The organism is Candidatus Alistipes pullistercoris (assembly GCF_027665465.1).
Classification (GTDB): Bacteria; Bacteroidota; Bacteroidia; order Bacteroidales; family Rikenellaceae; genus Alistipes_A; species Alistipes_A hominis.
Map to the genome: position 1 here is coordinate 474684 of NZ_JAQDED010000002.1, position 19807 is coordinate 494490.

Below are 19807 nucleotides of genomic sequence, written 5' to 3' on the forward strand. Positions count from 1 at the left end.
CGTTATTCACAATCGTTCGTTCAATCACTGCTGCCTGCGGCGCGCTTCGCCGACCGGGATCGTTTTATCGCCGTCGAATGCGACCAGGAACGCGTCCCGGATACTCTTGCGCACCTGGGTTTGCAAAGATAACGCTTCGTGGTAAGACGACGTGCCGCCGACGAAATATTTGTACGTGCCGCCGATCACGATCTCCTGCACCTCGCCGCGATAAGGCCCGAAACGGGACGAATTCTTCGGCAGTTTCTGCGGGGCCGAAGCGACTTGAACCCGGTAGACGATCTCCCCGCCGCTGTCGTCCGCGACGCTCTCCGTTGCGGCCGTTTCCGGCTCGTCCCGGGCGAAATCCGCCGCAGAATCGTTCCTCGGCTGCGAATCGTCCCCGTCGTCGTCACTCAAAACAATCCGTGTGCCACGTCCCTCGCTGCGCACCTTGTACTCGCTGAATGCGTTGAACAAACAGCGCGCATACGTCTCGCGCCCTTTGTCAGAACCGACGAACTTCTCCTCCGCGGGATTCGAAATAAACCCGAACTCCGCCAGGATGCTCGGCATCGCCGCCGACCACAGCACCAAAAAACCGGCCTGGTGCACGCCGCGGTTCTGCATTTTGGTCTGACTGGCAAACTGTTTCTGCACCATATCCGCGAACGTGCAGCTTTGCGACAAGTAAGCGGACTGGATCAGCGAAAAGATAATGAACGATTCCGGCGAGCCGGGCACGTATCCCTGGTATTTGGTCGAATAATCGTCTTCGTACGAAATCACGTCGTTCTCCTTCATCGCGACATCGAGGTTCTTGCCGGCCTTGTCGACCCCCATCACGTAAGTCGACGTGCCCGACGGCGCGGAAGATTTGTTGCTGTTGATATGGATCGAAATGAACAGATCCGCTCCGGCCTTGTTGGCGATGTTTCCCCGTTCGTTCAACGGGATCAGCACGTCGGTCTTGCGCGTATACACCACTTTGACATCGGGATATTTCTGGCCGATCATCTTTCCCAAACGGAGCGCGACGTCCAGATTGATATCTTTTTCCTTGTAAATCCGGCCGACGGCTCCCGCGTCCCGTCCGCCGTGTCCCGCATCAATTACGACGGTATTTATACCGATTTCCTTCTTTTGCGCGTTAGCAGTAATAACGACGCCGAAAAGCGAAAGAAAAACGACCGAAACCGTTAAAAACGTGAGGCTTGAAACTTTCATTACGGCAAACGTTAGAGAACTCTTTTTTTTTAACTATTTTTGCGGACGAAATTTGATAACTTTGCAAAGTTAAATTATTTGTTGGGATTTGCGGCTAAAAAAAGCGAAATATATCTTACTCCTGCTATGTCTGATCCCGTTTGGACAGCTTGTTTTCAGCCGCGAGAGGGCTTATCCGGCCTCTTCGGACGAATCCTTTTTGCAGGATACCGCAGGACGCGATTCGCTGACGGAAAACGTTGCGATCGCGCACGCGGCCGCAGACTCCGTCCCCGGACTGGATTCTTCCGCGACGCCGCAATATGCGGCGGCCGACAGTGCGGCCGTCGCCGCGCGGGATACTTCCAAGAAAGACACCGCGCAGCGCAAATCGTTCCTCGACGACGTAATTTCGGGGAAAAACCAGGATTCGCTGGTTTACGATCTTCGTAACAAAACGGTCTACATCTACGAGAAAGGCGACGTCGACTACCAGGATAAAAACCTGAAGGCGGACTTCATGAAAATCAACATGGACGACAAGATCATCTTCGCCTACGGACGCGAAGATACGACCACCAAGACGAACACCCGGCCCGAATTCACCGACGGAGGATCGACCTACCAGATGGACACGATCACCTACAACATCGCCACCGAAAAGGCCCGTATCAAAGGCGTGACGACGCAGGACGGCGAAGGCTACCTGAAAGGCTCGCGCGTCAAGAAAATGCCCGACAACACGATCAACATCGCCAACGGCAAATACACCACCTGCGACTTGGATCACCCGCACTTCTACCTGGCAATGACCAAGGCCAAGACCATTCCGGGCAAGAAGGTGATCGTCGGCCCGTCGTACCTGGTGATGGAAGACGTGCCGATCTATTTCCTCGGACTGCCGTTCGGCTTCTTTCCGACGATGAGCGGACGCCACTCCGGTTTCATCATGCCGACCTGGGGCGAGGAGGCCATAAAGGGCTTTTTCCTGCGGGACGCCGGATACTATTTCGCATTCAACGACTACATGGACATGACCGTCCAGGGCGGTTTCTACACGCTGGGATCGTGGCAGGCGAGCCTCGCGTCGCGGTATGTCAAGCGGTACAAATACCGGGGCGGCCTGAATTTCTACTTTTCAAAAGACATCATCGGCGAACGCGACGAGCCCGACTACGTCAACATGAACAACTTCAACCTGCAATGGACGCACCAGCAGGACGCGAAGTTCCGCCCGAACTCGACCTTCTCGGCCAGCGTGAACTTTTCAACCAGCGGTTACAGCAAATACGGGGCGCAGACGATCAACGACTACCTGAACACGCAAACCAACTCCAGCATCTCCTACTCCAAATCGTGGGCCGGTACGCCGTTCTCTTTATCGACCAACATGCAGCACTCGCAGAACTCGCAGGACACGACCGTTTCGCTGAGTTTCCCGAACGTGGTTTTCAGCGTATCGCGCGTCTATCCGTTCCGGCGCAAGGAGGCCGTCGGCAAGCAGCGCTGGTACGAGAAAATTTCGTTCACCTACACGGGAACGCTCGGCAACAACGTAAAAGTCAAAGAAAGGGATCTGTTCACCGACCGGATGTTCAAGCAGATGAAGAACGGCGTCAACCACAACATTCCGATCTCCACGTCGCTGAACCTGCTCAACTACATCAACGTCAGTCCTTCGGCAAACTATCAGGAACGCTGGTACTTCCGTAAGATCGACAAGGAGTGGGACCCGGTTTCCCGGTCGGTCGTCAACGGCGATACGACCACCGGCTTCTACCGGCTGTACGATTACAGTTTCTCGGTCAGCGCCACGACCAAGCTGTACGGAACCTACCAGTTCAAAAAAACGGCTGCCGTGCAGGCGTTCCGCCACACGCTGACCCCGACGATCAGCTTCAACTACCGCCCCGATTTCGGAGCCGCCAAATACGGGTATTACAAATACGTGCAGAGCGATACGCTGGGTAACATGAGGCGCTATTCGCCGTTCGAGGAGGGTCTGTACGGGGTGCCGAGCGCGGGGCGTAGCGCGGGCATATCCTTCGGACTCACCCAAACGCTGGAAATGAAAGTGCGCAGCAACAAAGACACCTCGGGATTCCGGAAGATCAAGCTGATCGACAACTTCAGCATCACGTCGTCCTACAATTTCCTGGCCGACTCGCTGAACCTGGCTCCTTTCTCGATCAACCTGCGCACCAACCTGTTCAAAAACGTCGGACTGAACGTCAACGCGACGCTCGATCCTTATCAGATAGACGCCAACGGACGAAAGGTCAACAAGTTCATGCTGCGGAAAGGGAAACTGGGACGGCTCACGAGCGTCAGCACCTCGTTCGGCTATTCGTTCAATTCGAAAAACCGGGGATCCTCGTCGCCGGCAGCCATCAACGACATCAACAGCGGGACGACCGAAGTGCCTCCGGAATATACCGACATGTTCACGCAGCCCGGCTACAACCAAATCGACCCGTTCACCCGGCGGCAAATGATGTCGGCCACTTACTACGACTTCAGCATCCCGTGGAATTTCGGATTCAATTACAGCTTCAGCTATACGAAGCCCGGGCTTCAGGCCAATATCGTCCAAACCCTCGGCTTCAACGGCAGCGTCAACCTGACGGCCAAATGGGGGGTTACGTTCAACGGCGGTTACGACTTCGGATCGAAAAAAATCACGCCGGGAACCTTCACGCTGACCCGCGACCTGCACTGCTGGCAGATGTCGTTCAACTGGGTTCCGATCGGGTTCCGCAAGAGCTGGAGCTTCACGATCAACGTGAAGGCTTCGATGCTGAAAGACCTCAAGTACGACCGCAACAGCAGCTTCTACGACAACTTCTACGACAATTAAACGGTCGCGGGCCGCGTTAGTTAGTACGATATTTGCAATCTCTATACTGCTTTGAAATGAAAAAAATAATTTTGTATTGTATGGCTATTCCCGTCCTGACGCTGGGAGCCTGCGGCGAAAAAAAGAATCCGCTGCTGGTGACGTCCACCGCGCCCTACGAAGCGCCGCTGTTCCCGCAAATCACAAACGAAGATTACAAACCGGCTTTCGACAAAGCGCTCGAAGAGGCCCGCGCGGACATCGACCGCATCGTGAACAATCCCGACGAACCGACCTTTGCGAATACCGTCGAAGCGCTTGCGTTCAGCGGAGAACGCCTCGACAACGTCAGCAGCGTCTTTTTCAACCTGAACGAAGCGAACACGAACGACACGATGCAGAACCTGGCGCTGGAAATCTCGCCTGTTCTGACCGAATTCAGCAACGACATCACGCTGAATCCGGCGCTTTTCGAACGGGTCAAAGCGGTCTACGCCCGACGCGACTCGCTCGCCCTGACGCCCGAACAGTCTCGCCTGCTCGAAAAGACCTACAAGGATTTCGCGCGCAACGGCGCGGCGCTGTCCGAAACGGATAAAAAGACCTACCGCGAGTTAACCGCCAAACTGTCGCAACTGACCCAGAAATTCAACCAGAACACGCTCGGCGCGACCAACGCCTTTATCCTGCACATCACCGACTCGGCGCAGGTCGCCGAACTGCCCGACTTTGTCCGCGAAGGAGCGGCGGCCGAGGCCAAAGAGCGTAACCTCGAAGGGTGGGTCGTCACGCTGCAATACCCGAGCATGTCGCCGTTTATGATGTACTCGTCGAACCGCGAGCTGAAGGAGAAGCTGTGGAAAGCGTATAACACCCGCGCGTTCGGCGGCGAGTTCGACAACTCGAAGATCGTCGAAGAGATCGCCGACACCCGGCTACAAGTGGCCCGCCTGCTCGGCTACGATACTTACGCCGACTATGTGCTCGAAGAACGGATGGCCGAAAGCGCCCCGACGGTCAACGCTTTCCTGACCGAACTGCTCGACCGGGCGATCGGCGCCGCGCATGCCGACGTAAAGAGCGTCGCCGAATATGCGGCCGCGAACGGTTTTACCGGCGAGTTGATGCCGTGGGATTTTTCCTACTATTCCGAAAAACTGAAAAACGAAAAATACAGCATCAACGAAGAGCTGACCAAGCCCTATTTCAAACTCGAAAACGTGCAGGCCGGCATTTTCGACCTGGCCGGCAGACTCTACGGAATCTCGTTCAAAGAGAACCCCGACATCCCGGTCTACCACCCGGACGTAAAGGCCTACGAAGTGCACGACGCCGACGGGAAATTCCTGGCCGTACTGTACATGGACTTCTTCCCGCGGGCCTCGAAACGCGGCGGGGCCTGGATGACCGAATTCCGCAGCCAGTCGGCGCGCGACGGGCAGGACACCCGCCCGCTGGTCTCGCTGGTTTTCAACTTCACGAAACCGACCGAGAATACCCCGTCGCTGCTGACATTCGACGAGGTCAGCACGATGCTGCACGAATTCGGACACTCGCTGCACGGCATTTTCTCGCAGGGAAACTACCCCGGCATGACCGGCACGTCGGTCTACCGCGATTTCGTCGAACTGCCGTCGCAGATTATGGAGAACTGGGCTACCGAGAAAGAGTTCCTCGACCTCTGGGCCGTACACTACCAGACCGGCGAAAAGATGCCGGCCGAGCTGATCCGGCGGATCATCGACGCCAAGAACTACCTGGCCGCCTACCAGCATATCCGCCAGGTATCGTTCGGTTTGTGCGACATGGCCTGGCACAGCATTACCGCCCCCGTGAACGAACCGGCCGACGCTTTCGAAGCGAAGGCAGTCGCCAGGGCCCAGGTGATGCCGCGGGTGGACGGACAGTGCATGTCGACCTCGTTCACGCACATCTTCGCCGGAGGCTATGCCGCCGGGTATTACAGCTACAAATGGGCCGAAGTGCTCGAAGCGGACGCGTTCTCGCTGTTCAAGGAAAAAGGCATTTTCGACCGGGAGACGGCCGCGTCGTTCCGCGAAAACATCCTGTCGAAAGGCAACTCGGAGCACCCGATGGAGCTGTACGTCCGTTTCCGCGGACATAAACCCGACACGCAGGCGCTATTCGACAAAATGGGAATCAAATAGTCCGAAACACAAACCGGGAATTGCTATGAAAAACCGACGTTACTGCCTGCTGGGATTGCTTGGAATCGGCCTGTGGGCCTCCGGATGCAACCGTGCGAAACCGCTTCCGTCCGACTATTTCGGAGGCGAATTCGTCTGCTACGACGACACGGCCCGGTTTTTCGACTGCGCGACCGGCCGTACCTATCTGCTCGACCGCAGCGGGGCGTATCCGGAAGTCATCGCAAACTACGAACAAATGCGGCCGGCCCCCCACGAGCGGGTTCACATGTTCTGCCACGCCGAGATCCGGCAAGAAGCCGACTCGTCGAACGGCCCGGTCCGGATGGTCGTCCGTGAACCTTTCGGTTTCGACCGGGCGACCCACTGCGATCCGAACGGCCTGATCGCGGGCATGTACCGTAGCAACGCGGGCGGCGGGGAAGGCAACCGGATGCTGCACCTGAGGGGCGACTACACCTATACGGTCGTCCGTTTCACCGAAACGACCGAACAGCGCGAGGACGGACGCTGGGGACTGAGCTCCGAATCGGAACTGGTACTGAACCCTCAGGAAGCCGGCCGGCCCCAGCGCCGGTTCGAGATCCTGTTCGAACCGGAAACCCTCGTAGCCAACGACGGACTCGGACAGCTTACCTATCAAAAAGTTTATCTGGACTGACCGTCCTTGCGGACAGACAAAAACGGAAGCGGAGGAAAAAAAACGACATTTCCTCCGCTTCCGTTTTGATGCCGGAACGCTAAACGTCCAGCGAATATCCGTCGCGGTACTGGTAATGCATCCGTTTAGTGGCTTCCGGATCGTTCATGAATTTCTCGACGATCGGGTTCCACACCACCGGACGCTTCAGTTCGTTGGCGATGTTGCCCAAATTGCAGACCGTGCAGGAACTATGTCCCACTTCCACCGGAACGTTCGGATCGATCCGCGAACGCATCGAGTTGATAAAGGTCTGGTAGTGCCCGACTTTCGTCTCGTAAGGCACGCTGCTGTCCTGCTGTTTCTCGGCCTTCGGCATGAATTTCGGGTCGGAAGCGAGGAATTCGCCGCGGCACACCTGGATCCAGCCGTTGTCGCCGTAAATTTTGAGTCCCTGCTTGCCTCCGTCGAACTCCTGTTCGGTAACGGTCGTTCCGTTGTCGTATTTATAAGTCAGGTGATCGTAATAGCTGTATCCGGCGGGAATAATCTCGACCGGGCCGTTGCCGTCCTTGCCCATCGCCCACTGCACGATGTCGAACATGTGCGCGCCCCAATCGGTCATCAGGCCGCCGCCCATGCCCTGATACCAGCGCCATGCGCCCCAGAGCTGTTCGTTCTGCTCGGGATCGATCGTGATGACCGGGTTCAAATCCGAATTGTAATAAATGGTTTCGGGCAGCGGACCGAGCCACTTGTCCCAATTCAGGCCGGCCGGCACTTCCTGTTTCGGCAGCGTGTAGGGAGTCGGCGAACCGCCCACATGCACCTTGATCAGCCCGATCTTGCCGAGTTCCCCCTCGCGGCACAGGTTGGCAGCGTGGATAAATTCGGCGTCGGAACGCTGCTGGCTGCCGATTTGCAGGATGCGGCTGTACTTACGCACCGCTTTGCGAAGCTGCTGTCCTTCATAAATGGTCAGCGTCATCGGTTTTTCGAGGTAAACGTCTTTGCCGGCCTTGCAGGCGGCGATAGCGATGATCGCATGCTGGTGATCCGGCGTGGCGATCACGACCGCGTCGATATCGGGACGCGCCAGCAGCTCTTGATAATCTTCGTACAGGTCGACCTTGCATTTTTCGCCGTGATCGGCGTAGTATTTCTTCACGCGCTTATCGAAGCGGGCGCGTTTCACGTCGTAGACGTCGCAGCCGGCCACTACTTTCACCCCGTCGATGGTAATGAAACCGTTGAGCAGGTGCATCGCCTGCTGACCGAGGCCGATAAAACCGATGTTGATCGTATCGTTGGCAGCGGTTTTTTCATTTTTTTTGCTTTTCGCAGCAGCCGCCAGCCCGGAGGGCATCAGTAACGCCCCGGCTGCGCCGAGTGCGGAAACTTTCAGAAAATCGCGGCGTGAGAATTTCGATTCAGAACTCATTTTCAGTTGGTTTAATAATTTCGGTTTTTTGTTTTTGGAAAATCATGTAGGCAAGTTACTCATTTCGCCCGGGAAAAACAAAATATTTTAAAAAAACGATTCCGTTTTGCATATCCCGCGTCCGTTCGTTATCTTTACATTTCGACAACTTAATCGAAAAACCTATGAAAACGTTTTTTTACCTACTGTTGGCACTGTGCTGCGCGGCCTGCGCGCCGAAAAAGCAACCCGTTTCGCTGATTTTCGACACGGATATGGCTCCCGACTACGACGACGTGGGCGCCATGGCCGTACTGCATGCGCTGGCCGACTCCGGCGAAGTCGATATCCTGGCCACCGTCTCGTCGAATAAACAGGAGACCACCGCGCCGTGCATCGACGTACTGAACACCTATTTCGGGCGGCCCGGGATTCCCGTCGGCGCGCCGAAAGGCGAAGGGGGCAGTATGGATACCTGGCATAAAGGGCTGAAGTGGACCGAAGAACTTCCGTCCCGTTTCCCGCATAAGGTCGAAAGCGCATCGCAGGCCGAAGACGCCGTATCGGTTTACCGGCGGGTGCTGAACGCGCAACCGGACACCAGCGTCGTCGTCGTGACGGTCGGCTTTTTCACGAACCTGAAAGACCTGCTCGAATCGGGGCCGGACGCCGACAGCCCGCTGTCCGGCAAAGAACTGGTCGCGGCCAAAGTGAAACGGCTGGTTTCGATGGCCGGGTATTTTCCGGAAGGCAAGGAGTTCAACGTGATGATGGACGCGCCGGCCAGTCAGTACGTATTTGAGAACTGGCCGACCCCGATCGTTTTGAGCGGATTCGACATCGGCGAAAAGATCATCACCGGCAAACAGACCGCCGCCATGCCGGTCGAAGGGAGTCCGGTGCGCGAAGCCTATAAAATGTGTCTCGAACAGGATAATCCGGAAGGACGGAACAGTTGGGATCAGTCGGCCGTACTGGTCGCCGTACGCGGAGCCGAACCCTATTTCGGTCTCGAAACCGGCACGCTGACGGTCACGCCGGCCGACAGCAACGATCACTGGACGCCCGATCCGGCCGGCCGACACGCGCGGCTGCTGCCAAAAATGCCGACCGAACAGGTTACGGCTACGATCGAAGCATTGATGATGCATCAGCCCACGGTACGGAAATAACTTTCGCAAGCCGCTCCGGACGTAACTTTTGCCGAAGGAAAACGTTTTACGGAAAACAACCAACCGAATGGAAGCCATGAAAAGAATCATACTGATCCTGGGGAGCCTGTTCCTCGGATACGCGGTCTTCGCACACCCGGCGGACCGCTATTTCGACGACGACGATTACGATGACGGCGATCTGTACGAATGGGGCGTGCAAATCAACAATTACGCGGCCCCTTATTCCGACCAGTTCGTGATCTGGGCCGCACGGGAATACAATTTCCCGCGCAACGACCTACGGTACTACCTCCGCAAAGGATACTCGCCGAGCGACCTGCTGGCCGGAATCGAACTGTCGCGCCGATCGGGATATCCGTTGCGCGCCGTGATGGACTATTACCGGCGCGGCAAAGACCGCAACTGGATCAACGTTTCGCTCCATTTCGGAATCGGACGTTCGTCGGCGGACTTCCGCATCATCCTCGGCAGGTTCCGCGAATACAGTCGGTACTGGAACGCATACTACGCGCACCGTCATCCGGGACGGGTTCCGCCTCCCGTTTACCGCCACGGCTGGTCTTACTTCCGGCCCGATGCGCCGCACCGTCGGCCCGCGCCCAAACCTCCGCGCCCGGTCGTACGCCCCCCGCACCCTCCGCGTCCGCAAATGCCGGGCAACCGTCCCGCCGTTCCGCCGGGACATCCGGTTCGGCCGCAGCGGCCTTCGAGCACCGACCGGCCGCAGCGCCCCGAATACCGTCCGCGGAACCAAAAATCCATCTCCGGACGTAGCGCGCGCGACGCTTCGCGGAGAAACGACGACCGCCGCAGCGACCGAGAGAAGGATCGGACGCAAAAGGTCGATAAAAAGGAAAATAACAAAAGTTATCGCCGCTGACCCTACGCTCCGGCCGCAACATTCCGCGCCGGACGGAAAATCCGCTGGATGTCGTTGCCGGAAGGATTCTGAAACAGCACCAGGTCGAATTCGGGCACGACCGCGATGATATGGTCGAACAGATCGGCCTGGACGCTTTCGTAGGCGACCCACTCCTTGATGACCGAAAAACAGTACACCTCGACCGGAATCCCGTTCGGAGTGGGCTGTAGATGGCGCACCATGCAGGTCAGCTCGTGGTTGACGACGGCCAATTTTTTCAAGTAGAGGTTCAGGTAAGCTCGGAAAACAGTCAGGTTGGTCAGCCGGAAAAAATCGGCGCCGTTCGGGTTTTCCGCACCGTTACGGTACCGGTCGAATTCGGTCTCGCGCTGAACGATATAGTCGTGCAACAGCTCTATATCCTTATATTTTTCGGTCATTTCGGGCGTACAGAACCGGACGCTGCCCAAATCGATGTTGATCGAACGCATGATCCGCCTGCCGCCGGACTCCTGCATCCAGCGCCAGTTCTGGAACGAATCGCCGGTCAGGATGAAAGGCGGAACGGTCGTAACCGTATTGTCGAAATTCTGTATCTTGACCGTATTCAGCGTCACTTCGAGCACCGTGCCGTCCACGTTGTACTTCGGCATACTGATCCAGTCGCCCGGTCTCAACATTTTGTTGGCGGACAACATGACTCCGGCCACGAACCCCATGATCGTGTCCTTGAATATCAGCATCAGGATCGCCGCCGAAGCGCCCAACCCGGCCAGCAGCTTCAGCGGCGAACGGCCGATCAGCAGGCTGGTCACCACGATCGCCGCCAAAAAGAACAGACCGACCTGCAGGATTTGAAGCAGGCCTTTCAACGGGCGGTCGTGCAGGGTTTCTTTCTGTTCCAAAATGCCGAAAAACACCTTCAGCAGCATGTTGACGAACATGACGACCACGAAAATAACGTACAGCAAACAGATTTTCCGGAGCAGCACGGGCGTTTCGGAATGTTCCGGAAAAGCCAGCGGAATCAGGATATAGATCAATGCGACCGGAACGATGTTCGAGAACTTGCGCAGCACGTCCCGATTGAACAACAGTTCGCCCCAACGCTTCTTCGTCCGGACGATGATCCGCCTGCCGACGGCGAGAATGACGAAACGACAAATGACGTCGGCCGCCAACGCGCAAAGCAGGATCATCGCGATGATGACGAACTGATCGAGCAGATGGGCCGTCTCGGGCTCGATACCGACCTGCACGAGCAGGTTGTGCGCCCATTTAACCAGAACACTATCTTCCATAAAAACTGAAAATCAACATTTATCCGAAGTTTACGAGCAAATATTTGGCCAATGCCCGAACCGCCCGCGACAAATGCCGGAAACCGGCAAACAAACGCCCGCGCAACGTCTGCCCGCCAGGCAAAAGAATACGAAAAAACGTCCGGGGCACATTCGATTTTGAAACGAATTTTCTATATTTGCAGGAACCTGACTTCCTTAACTTAACTTTTTACTTCGCATGCACAAAAAGACGAAATGGGCAATTACCGCCCTGATTCTTGTCGTCGCGATCGGTCTGGGCACTTACCGGCTGATGCGCGAAAAAAAACCGGATGCCGGTATCGACGCGCCGCCGGCCTCTTCCAGAGCCAACATACTGAACGTAAACGCGCAGATCGTCCGCGAACAGGAACTGAGCGACGGCATTTTCACAATCGCCACCCTGCTTCCGGATGAGGAAGTCGACCTGACGTTCGAAACATCCGGCAAAATCGAGCAGATCAATTTTACCGAAGGAACCGTCGTGCGCAAAGGCGATCTGCTGGCCAAAGTGAACGACAAGCCGCTTCAGGCCCAGCTATCGAAATTCGAAGCCCAATTGAAGCTGGCCGAAGATCGCGTGTACCGTCAGAGCGCACTGCTCGAAAAGGATGCCGTCAGCCAGGAAGCCTACGAACAGGCGCGCACCGAACTGGCGACCCTGAACGCCGACATCGCCCTGGTCAAAGCCAATATCGGCCTGACCGAACTGCGCGCGCCGTTCGACGGGATCATCGGGCTGCGCCACGTCAGCGAGGGGGCTTACGCTTCGCCGTCGGTAGTCGTGGCCAAACTGACCAAGACTTCTCCGCTGAAAATCGAATTTTCGGTACCCGAACAATACGCGTCCGAGATCCGTAAGGGAACGCGCGTCACTTTCCGGCTGACCGGGGAACTCAAACCGTTCGAAGCCTCGGTTTACGCCATCGGTTCGAGCCTCGACGCCAACCACCTGCTTCCGGTGAGAGCGCTCTATCCGAACGCCGACCGGAAACTGATGCCCGGCCGCTTCGCCAACGTGTATGCGCAAACGCGCAAGGTACTGAACGCCATTGTCATTCCGACCGAAGCCGTCGTCCCGGAACTGGGCGTAGACAAGGTCTTCCTGTACAGGAACGGAACAGCCCAGCCGGTGCAGATCGAAACCGGACTGCGCACCGACGCTCAGGTCGAAGTGGTCAGCGGATTGCAGACGGGCGACACGCTGATTACCTCTGGAACGTTGCAGTTGCGTACCGGACTGCAAGTGAAACTCGACCGTATCGACTAATTCCGCCGCCGTATGAATATTTCAGAAATCAGTATCCGGCGGCCGGTGCTCGCCACGGTGATGACCGTGATCATCCTGCTGTTCGGCCTCATCGGGTACAATTACCTCGGCGTGCGGGAGTATCCGAGCGTCGACAACCCGATCATTTCAGTCTCGTGCTCCTACCCGGGTGCGAACGCCGACGTAATCGAGAACCAGATTACCGAGCCGCTCGAACAAAACATCAACGGCATCCCCGGCATCCGCTCGCTGTCGAGCGTCAGCAGCCAGGGATCGAGTCGCATCACGGTCGAATTCGAACTGTCGGTCGACCTCGAAACCGCCGCCAACGACGTGCGCGACAAAGTCTCGCGCGCACAACGCTACCTGCCGCGCGACTGCGATCCGCCGACCGTATCGAAAGCCGATGCGGACGCTTCGCCGATCCTGATGGTCGCCATCCGCAGCGACAAACGCTCGCTGCTGGAACTGAGCGAAATCGCCGACCTGACGGTTAAAGAACAACTTCAAACGATCAGCGACGTCAGCAGCGTTTCGATCTGGGGTGAAAAGCGCTACTCGATGCGGCTGTGGCTCGACCCGGTCAAAATGGCCGGTTTCGGCCTTACGCCGGTCGACGTGAAAAACGCCGTAGACCGCGAGAACGTCGAACTCCCGTCGGGCAGCATCGAGGGAAACACCACGGAACTGACCATTCGCACGCTCGGACTGATGCACTCCGCAGAAGAATTCAACAGTCTAATAATCAAAGAAGAGAACAACCGAATCATCCGATTCCGCGACATCGGACGGGCGGAGCTCGGCCCGCAGGACACCCGCAGCTACATGAAGATGAACGGGGTGCCGATGGTCGGCGTCGTCGTGATCCCGCAGCCCGGAGCCAACCACATCGAGATCGCCGACGCGGTCTACGAACGGATGGAACGGATGAAAAAGGATCTGCCCGAAGACGTGGAAACCAGCTACGGATTCGACAACACGAAATTCATCCGCGCCTCGATCAACGAAGTCGAAAGCACCGTATACGAAGCCTTCTTCCTGGTGATCGTCATCATTTTCCTGTTCCTGCGCGACTGGCGCGTGACGCTGGTGCCGTGCGTAGTAATCCCCGTCTCGCTGATCGGATCGTTCTTCGTGATGTACCTGGCCGGATTCTCGATCAACGTGCTGTCGATGCTGGCCGTGGTGCTGGCCGTCGGACTGGTCGTCGACGACGCGATCGTGATGACCGAAAATATCTACATCCGCATCGAACGCGGCATGAGTCCGAAGGAGGCCGGTATCGAAGGAGCTAAGGAGATCTTTTTCGCCGTCATCTCGACGACCATCACGTTGGTGGCCGTCTTTTTCCCGATCGTATTCATGGAGGGCATGACCGGCCGGCTGTTCCGGGAATTCAGCCTCGTAGTGGCCGGCGCGGTGATCATTTCGGCATTCTCGGCGCTGACTTTCACACCGATGCTGGCGACCAAGCTGTTGAAGCACCGCGACCGGCCGGGGTGGTTCTACCGCAAGACCGAACCGTTCTTCGTCGGCATGAACCGTTTTTACAGCCGCACGCTGGCGGCGTTCCTGCGCCGCAGGGTGCTCGCCTTCCCGATCGTGCTGGCGATGGTCGGCATCATCTACGTCCTGTGGAGCCGGATTCCGTCCGAGATGGCGCCGCTGGAAGACCGTTCGATGATTACGATCAATACGCGCGGACCGGAAGGCGTCACTTACGAATACATACGCGACTATACCGAGGACATCAACCGGCTGGTCGACACGCTGGTTCCCGAATCCCGGGCCGTCACGGCCCGCGTATCGAGCGGCAGCGGAAACGTGCAGATCGCGCTGAAAGACATCACCGAACGCCAACGGTCGCAGATGGATATCGCCGAACAGCTATCCAAAGCGGTCAAAAGCAAGACGATGGCCCGCGCGTTCGTGCAGCAACAATCGACTTTCGGCGGCCGACGCGGATCGATGCCGATTCAGTACGTGCTACAAGCCACCAACCTCGAAAAATTGCAGGAGGTACTGCCGGAGTTCATGGCCAGGGTCTACGACAACCCGACTTTCCAGATGGCCGACGTCAACCTGAAATTCAGCAAACCCGAAGCCCGCATTTCGATCAACCGCGACAAATCCAACCTGATGGGCGTCAGCACCCGCGACATCGCGCAGACGCTGCAATACGGGCTCAGCGGCCAGCGCATGGGGTATTTCTACATGAACGGGAAACAATACGAAATACTCGGCGAGATCAACCGGCAGCAGCGCAACAAGCCGGTCGACCTGAAATCGATCTATATCCGCAGCGACAAAGGCGAGATGATCCAGTTGGACAACCTGGTGAGCCTGGCCGAAGGCATCGCGCCGCCGCAGCTCTACCGCTACAACCGTTTCGTTTCGGCCACGATCTCCGCAGGCCTGGCCGAAGGCAAAACGATCGGTCAGGGACTCGACGAGATGGACAAAATCGCGAAAGAGGTACTAGACGACACGTTCCGCACCGCGCTGGCCGGCGACTCGAAAGAGTTCCGCGAAAGTTCGTCGAGCCTGATGTTCGCCTTCGTGCTGGCCATCGTACTGATCTACCTGATCCTCGCCGCCCAGTTCGAAAGTTTCAAAGACCCGTTCGTCATCATGCTGACCGTACCGCTGGCTGTCGCCGGAGCGCTGATATTTATGTTCGCGACCGGGCAGACGATGAATATTTTCAGCCAGATCGGGATCATCATGCTGATCGGCCTGGTCGCCAAGAACGGTATCCTGATCGTCGAATTCGCCAACCAGAAACAGGGAACGGGCGTCGCCAAGATGCAGGCCATCGAAGAAGCGGCGCTGCAACGCCTGCGCCCGATCCTGATGACCAGCGCCTCTACCATTCTCGGGCTGCTGCCGCTCGCCTTCGCCACCGGCGAGGGAGCCAACGGACGGATCACAATGGGGATCGCCGTGGTGGGCGGCATGCTGGTTTCGACGATCATGACGCTGTACATCGTCCCGGCCATATACACCTATGTCTCCACGAACCGATTAAAAAAGCAAGCATGAGAAAATACGTTTTGTCGATCGCAGCGGGATGTCTGTGCGGAATGTTGTCGGCACAGCAGACCTACACGCTGCAAACCTGCCTGCAGGAGGGACTCGAGAAGAACTACGCGATCCGCATTTCGAAAAACGAACAACAGATCGCCGCGAACAACGTGACGGCGGCCAATGCCGGCCGCCTGCCGTCGCTCGACCTGGCGGCCGGTTATTCGGGCGCCCTGAGCGAAAACCGCACCGAAAGCGCCGAAGGAGAACGCGGCAGCGTTTCCGGAGTTTACGACCAAACGGTAAACGCGGGACTCGACCTCGGCTGGACGCTTTTCGACGGATTCCGGGTGCAAACCAATTACAAGCGATTGGAGGAACTGCGCGGTCTCGGCGAAGTCAATGCGCGGATCGCTATCGAGGATTTCGTAGCGGGACTGACCGCCGAATATTACAATTACGTACAGCAGAAAATCCGGCTGAAAAATTTTCTTTACGCCGTCTCGCTGTCGAAAGAGCGGCTGCGGATCGTCGAAGCCCGCTACCGGATCGGTAACTTTTCGCGGCTCGACCTGCAACAAGCGCGCGTGGATTTCAATGCCGACAGTTCGCAGTATATCAACCAGCAGGAACTGGTGCAGGCGTCGCTGATCCGGCTGAACGAACTGATGGCGGGCCCGGACGTCAACGCTCCGCTGCAAATCTGCGACTCGCTGATCCGGGTCAACAGCCGGCTCGAAGAAGGTGAATTGCTCAAGCGGATGCTGCAAACGAACGCCTCGCTGCTCAAAGCCGACCGCAATACGGCGCTCGCCGGACTGGATCTGAAAACGCTCCAAGCGCGAAACTATCCTTACGTCAAACTGAACGCAGGATACGGTTACCAACTGAACCGCTACGGCAACAACGCCAACCGGCAGCGGCAAACCTGGGGCCCGGACGTCGGCGCGACGCTCGGCATCACGCTGTTCGACGGCAACCGACGGCGCGAACAACGCAACGCCCGCATCCAGATCGAAAACGCCGAGCTCACCCGGCAACAGCTCGAACTGTCGCTGCGGGCCGACCTGGCCGACTTCTGGCAGGCTTACCGCAACAACCTCGAACTGCTGAAACTCGAAGAGGAGAACCTCGTCGCAGCGACCGAGAACCACGAAATCGCAATGGAGCGCTACCTGCTCGGCGACCTGTCGGGCATCGAGATGCGGGAAGCCCAGAAAAGCCTGCTGGACGCCGAGGAACGCATTCTCTCGGCGCAATACAACACGAAGCTGTGCGAAATCTCGTTACAGCAGATCAGCGGAAACATTTTGTCTTATCTGGAATAACTCCGTACAATTTTTTATCTTTGTACAATAAACGAAGAACCGAATCAACCTTATGAAAAAACTTTTACTTCTCGCCGCAGCCGCAGCGCTGCTCGCCCCCCAAGCTTACGGGAAAGAGAAAAAAACTTCCGCGCCGGCCTCCACGATCAAAGTACGCAACGTGCTCGAACCGGCCGCTTACGGAGCCACCCATTTCGGCGGCTACCTGGGCGAAAAACTCGACCTGTGCATCGACAACCGGTTGATGGCCCAAGACATCGAACGGGTCGTACAGCCGTTCCGCGACAAACCGGACGGAAATTGGGGCTTCCGCTCCGAATTCTGGGGTAAATGGTACACGGCGGCCATGCAGGGCTACGGTTATGCGCCGACCGCCGAGAACCGCGCCGTGGTAGATAAAGCCGTGCAGGAACTGATCGCCACGCAGGACAAAAACGGATACATCGGTACCTATCTCGACGAGAACCACCTCGGCGAATGGGATATTTGGGGCCGTAAATACGTCATGCTCGGCCTGCTGGCCTATTACGACCAGACGCAGGACAAAAGCGTGCTCGACGCCGCCTGTAAAGTGGCCGACAACCTGATCTCAGAAACCGGTCCGGGAAGCGGGGTCAACATCGCCGCGACCGGATGGATCGGCTGGAAAGGGCTGGCCTCCTGCTCGGTATTGGAACCGATCGCGCTGCTGTACCAGAAAACCGGGGATAAACGCTACCTCGATTTCGCCGAATATATCATCAAGTCGTGGGACACGCCGAACAAGCTGACGCCGACCGGACTACGGCTGGTTCAGGAAGCCGTGTCGGGCACTCCGTTATGGAAAATGAGCGGCGCGCCGAAAGCCTACGAAATGATGTCGTGTTTCGAAGGGCTGTGCGAAATGTACCGCATTACGGGCGATCCGCTCTATTTCGAGGCCTGCCACAAGTTGATCAACACGATCATCCGCGACGAAATCATGATCGTCGGATCGGGTTCGATGGCCGAAATCTGGTGCCATGGCAAGATGCGCCAAACCGAACCGATGTATCAGGGGATGGAGACCTGCGTGACGGCAACCTGGATGAAGTTCCTGTATCAAATGTTGCGCCTGACCGGCGACAGCCGCTATGCGGACGAACTGGAAACCAGCCTTTACAACGCCCTGCTCGCCTCGATGTCGCCGAAAGGAGAATGGTGGTCGTATTACGCCGGCCTGATGGGCGAACGGGTACACAGCCACCAGCAGTTCCCGGACGTGGTGATGAGCTGCTGCGTAGCCAACGGTCCGCGCGGACTGATGATCACTCCCTCCTGGGCCGTGATGACCACCGCCGACGGCGCCGCAATCAACCTGTACGGCAAAATGAACAGCACCGTCAAGACGCCTTCCGGACAACCGCTGAAAATCAATATGGAAAGCGAATACCCGGTACAGGGGAACGTGGCGGCGACCGTGAATTTGCCCCAAAGCGAAGCCTTCGCGCTCGAACTGCGCATCCCGCAGTGGAGCAAGCGCACTGCCATCAAGATCAACGGAGAACCTTACGACGGTTACATCCTGCCGGGCACGTACGCTTCGATCGAACGCACTTGGAACGACAACGATAAGATCGAGGTCGAACTGGACATGCGCGCGCGCGTGGTCGATGCGCCGTCGGGCGTAGGCGACGCCGCCATTGTCCGCGGGCCGATCGTCCTGGCGTTCGACTCGCGGCTGATTCCGCGTCGCGACGGCGTGACCGAACCGCCGATGTACCGCTACGAATTCATGCGCGACACGGACAACTACATCGACGTTCAGTTGGTCGAAAACCCGGAAACGCCGGCGATCTGGATGACGTTCGACGTACCGTGCAAGGACGAAGCGGGCAACAAACACATCCTGCGGATGTGCGACTACACCTCGGCCGGAAATACCTGGCAGGAAGGCAATATCTTCCGCGTATGGGCGCAACAGCCGTTCGATTTCCGTCACCTGTACACGAACAACGTGGATTGGCGCGTCAACGTGACCGTAGGCGTCGGGCGTCCCGAGATTCCGGACATTTATAAGAAATAATATTTTCACCCTATGTTCGAAGCGCCTGCACGAGTCGTGCAGGCGCTTCGAACGTGAATACGGATATGACGACGATAACCCGGGCGGAAAGATGCGACCTGCAACAGATCCTGGATCTGCAATACCTCGCTTACCGAAGCGAAGCCGAATTGCTGAACGACTTCCGGATTCCCCCTTTGCTGCAAACGCTGCAAGAGCTGCGAGCGGAATTCGAAACGGGCGTCGTACTGAAAGCGACCGACGGCTGCGGCAGAATCGTCGGCTCCGTCCGCGCGCATACGGACGGTCGCACGCTGTTCATCGGCAAACTGATCGTCGGGCATCAACAACGGAGAAAAGGGATCGGCACCGAACTGCTCGGATCGATCGAAAAAGAGTATCCACCGATGCGAACTCTTCACAAGCCATAGCAGCGTTCGGAACCTGGCTCTTTATCGGCGGCTGGGCTACCGTCCTTTCCCCGAAAGAGAGGCCTATCCCGGAATGCGGCTCGTCTATCTGGAAAAATTTCCCAGGCAGGAAAACGTTCCGGC

13 protein-coding genes are annotated in these 19807 nt (G+C 57.2%); 10 read left to right on the top strand and 3 right to left on the bottom strand.

Annotation, left to right across the window (positions count from 1 at the left end; translation table 11 throughout):
• Nucleotides 1-24: 24 nt before the first annotated feature.
• Nucleotides 25-1206: an N-acetylmuramoyl-L-alanine amidase family protein gene (locus PGR91_RS05310; RefSeq protein WP_101571301.1), complete on the bottom strand. Its 1182-nt coding sequence runs from the start codon at nucleotides 1204-1206 to the stop codon at nucleotides 25-27.
• A gap of 88 nt (nucleotides 1207-1294) precedes the next feature.
• Between PGR91_RS05310 and PGR91_RS05315 the strand changes: the two genes are divergently transcribed.
• The 3 genes from PGR91_RS05315 (at nucleotide 1295) to PGR91_RS05325 (ending at nucleotide 6850) form a co-directional block, all read left to right on the top strand.
• A complete protein-coding gene (locus PGR91_RS05315) occupies nucleotides 1295-4042 on the top strand; it encodes a putative LPS assembly protein LptD (RefSeq protein WP_222613614.1) in 2748 nt (915 codons plus the stop codon).
• A gap of 80 nt (nucleotides 4043-4122) precedes the next feature.
• Nucleotides 4123-6189 (top strand): M3 family metallopeptidase, encoded by a 2067-nt coding sequence (locus tag PGR91_RS05320; RefSeq protein WP_055202011.1) that lies wholly within the window; start codon nucleotides 4123-4125, stop codon nucleotides 6187-6189.
• Between the two features lie 25 nt (nucleotides 6190-6214).
• Nucleotides 6215-6850 carry a hypothetical protein gene (locus tag PGR91_RS05325; protein WP_118656422.1) on the top strand — a complete coding sequence of 212 codons (636 nt, stop codon included), beginning with the start codon at nucleotides 6215-6217 and terminating at the stop codon, nucleotides 6848-6850.
• Between the two features lie 79 nt (nucleotides 6851-6929).
• Here the strand turns inward: PGR91_RS05325 and PGR91_RS05330 are convergent, their stop codons facing one another.
• Nucleotides 6930-8270: a Gfo/Idh/MocA family oxidoreductase gene (locus PGR91_RS05330; protein WP_118656424.1), complete on the bottom strand. Its 1341-nt coding sequence runs from the start codon at nucleotides 8268-8270 to the stop codon at nucleotides 6930-6932.
• 164 nt (nucleotides 8271-8434) lie between these two features.
• Here PGR91_RS05330 and PGR91_RS05335 point away from each other — a divergent pair, with 164 nt between their 5' ends.
• Entirely contained in the window at nucleotides 8435-9421 is a 987-nt protein-coding gene (locus tag PGR91_RS05335; protein WP_118656426.1) for a nucleoside hydrolase, read from the top strand.
• 76 nt (nucleotides 9422-9497) lie between these two features.
• On the top strand, nucleotides 9498-10304 hold the full coding sequence (locus PGR91_RS05340) for a hypothetical protein (RefSeq protein WP_147387391.1): 807 nt from the start codon (nucleotides 9498-9500) through the stop codon (nucleotides 10302-10304).
• A 2-nt stretch (nucleotides 10305-10306) separates the two neighbouring features.
• On the opposite strand, the gene PGR91_RS05345 is transcribed toward PGR91_RS05340, so the two are convergent.
• Nucleotides 10307-11587, bottom strand: coding sequence for a mechanosensitive ion channel family protein (locus PGR91_RS05345; protein WP_055202019.1), 1281 nt, complete (start codon nucleotides 11585-11587; stop codon nucleotides 10307-10309).
• A 220-nt stretch (nucleotides 11588-11807) separates the two neighbouring features.
• Here PGR91_RS05345 and PGR91_RS05350 point away from each other — a divergent pair, with 220 nt between their 5' ends.
• The 5 genes from PGR91_RS05350 to PGR91_RS05370 all read left to right on the top strand — a co-directional run bounded on the left by PGR91_RS05350 (nucleotide 11808) and on the right by PGR91_RS05370 (nucleotide 19684).
• Entirely contained in the window at nucleotides 11808-12878 is a 1071-nt protein-coding gene (locus tag PGR91_RS05350; protein ID WP_101571309.1) for an efflux RND transporter periplasmic adaptor subunit, read from the top strand.
• A 12-nt stretch (nucleotides 12879-12890) separates the two neighbouring features.
• A complete protein-coding gene (locus tag PGR91_RS05355) occupies nucleotides 12891-15920 on the top strand; it encodes an efflux RND transporter permease subunit (protein ID WP_101571311.1) in 3030 nt (1009 codons plus the stop codon).
• The gene (locus PGR91_RS05360; RefSeq protein WP_101571313.1) at nucleotides 15917-17230 is read left to right on the top strand and encodes a TolC family protein; all 1314 of its coding nucleotides are present in this window, start codon (nucleotides 15917-15919) and stop codon (nucleotides 17228-17230) included. Before PGR91_RS05355 ends, PGR91_RS05360 begins: the two co-directional genes overlap by 4 nt.
• 52 nt (nucleotides 17231-17282) lie before the next feature.
• A complete protein-coding gene (locus tag PGR91_RS05365; RefSeq protein ID WP_118458773.1) occupies nucleotides 17283-19274 on the top strand; it encodes a glycoside hydrolase family 127 protein in 1992 nt (663 codons plus the stop codon).
• 65 nt (nucleotides 19275-19339) lie between these two features.
• On the top strand, nucleotides 19340-19684 hold the full coding sequence (locus PGR91_RS05370) for a GNAT family N-acetyltransferase (protein WP_216645966.1): 345 nt from the start codon (nucleotides 19340-19342) through the stop codon (nucleotides 19682-19684).
• Nucleotides 19685-19807: the final 123 nt, after the last annotated feature.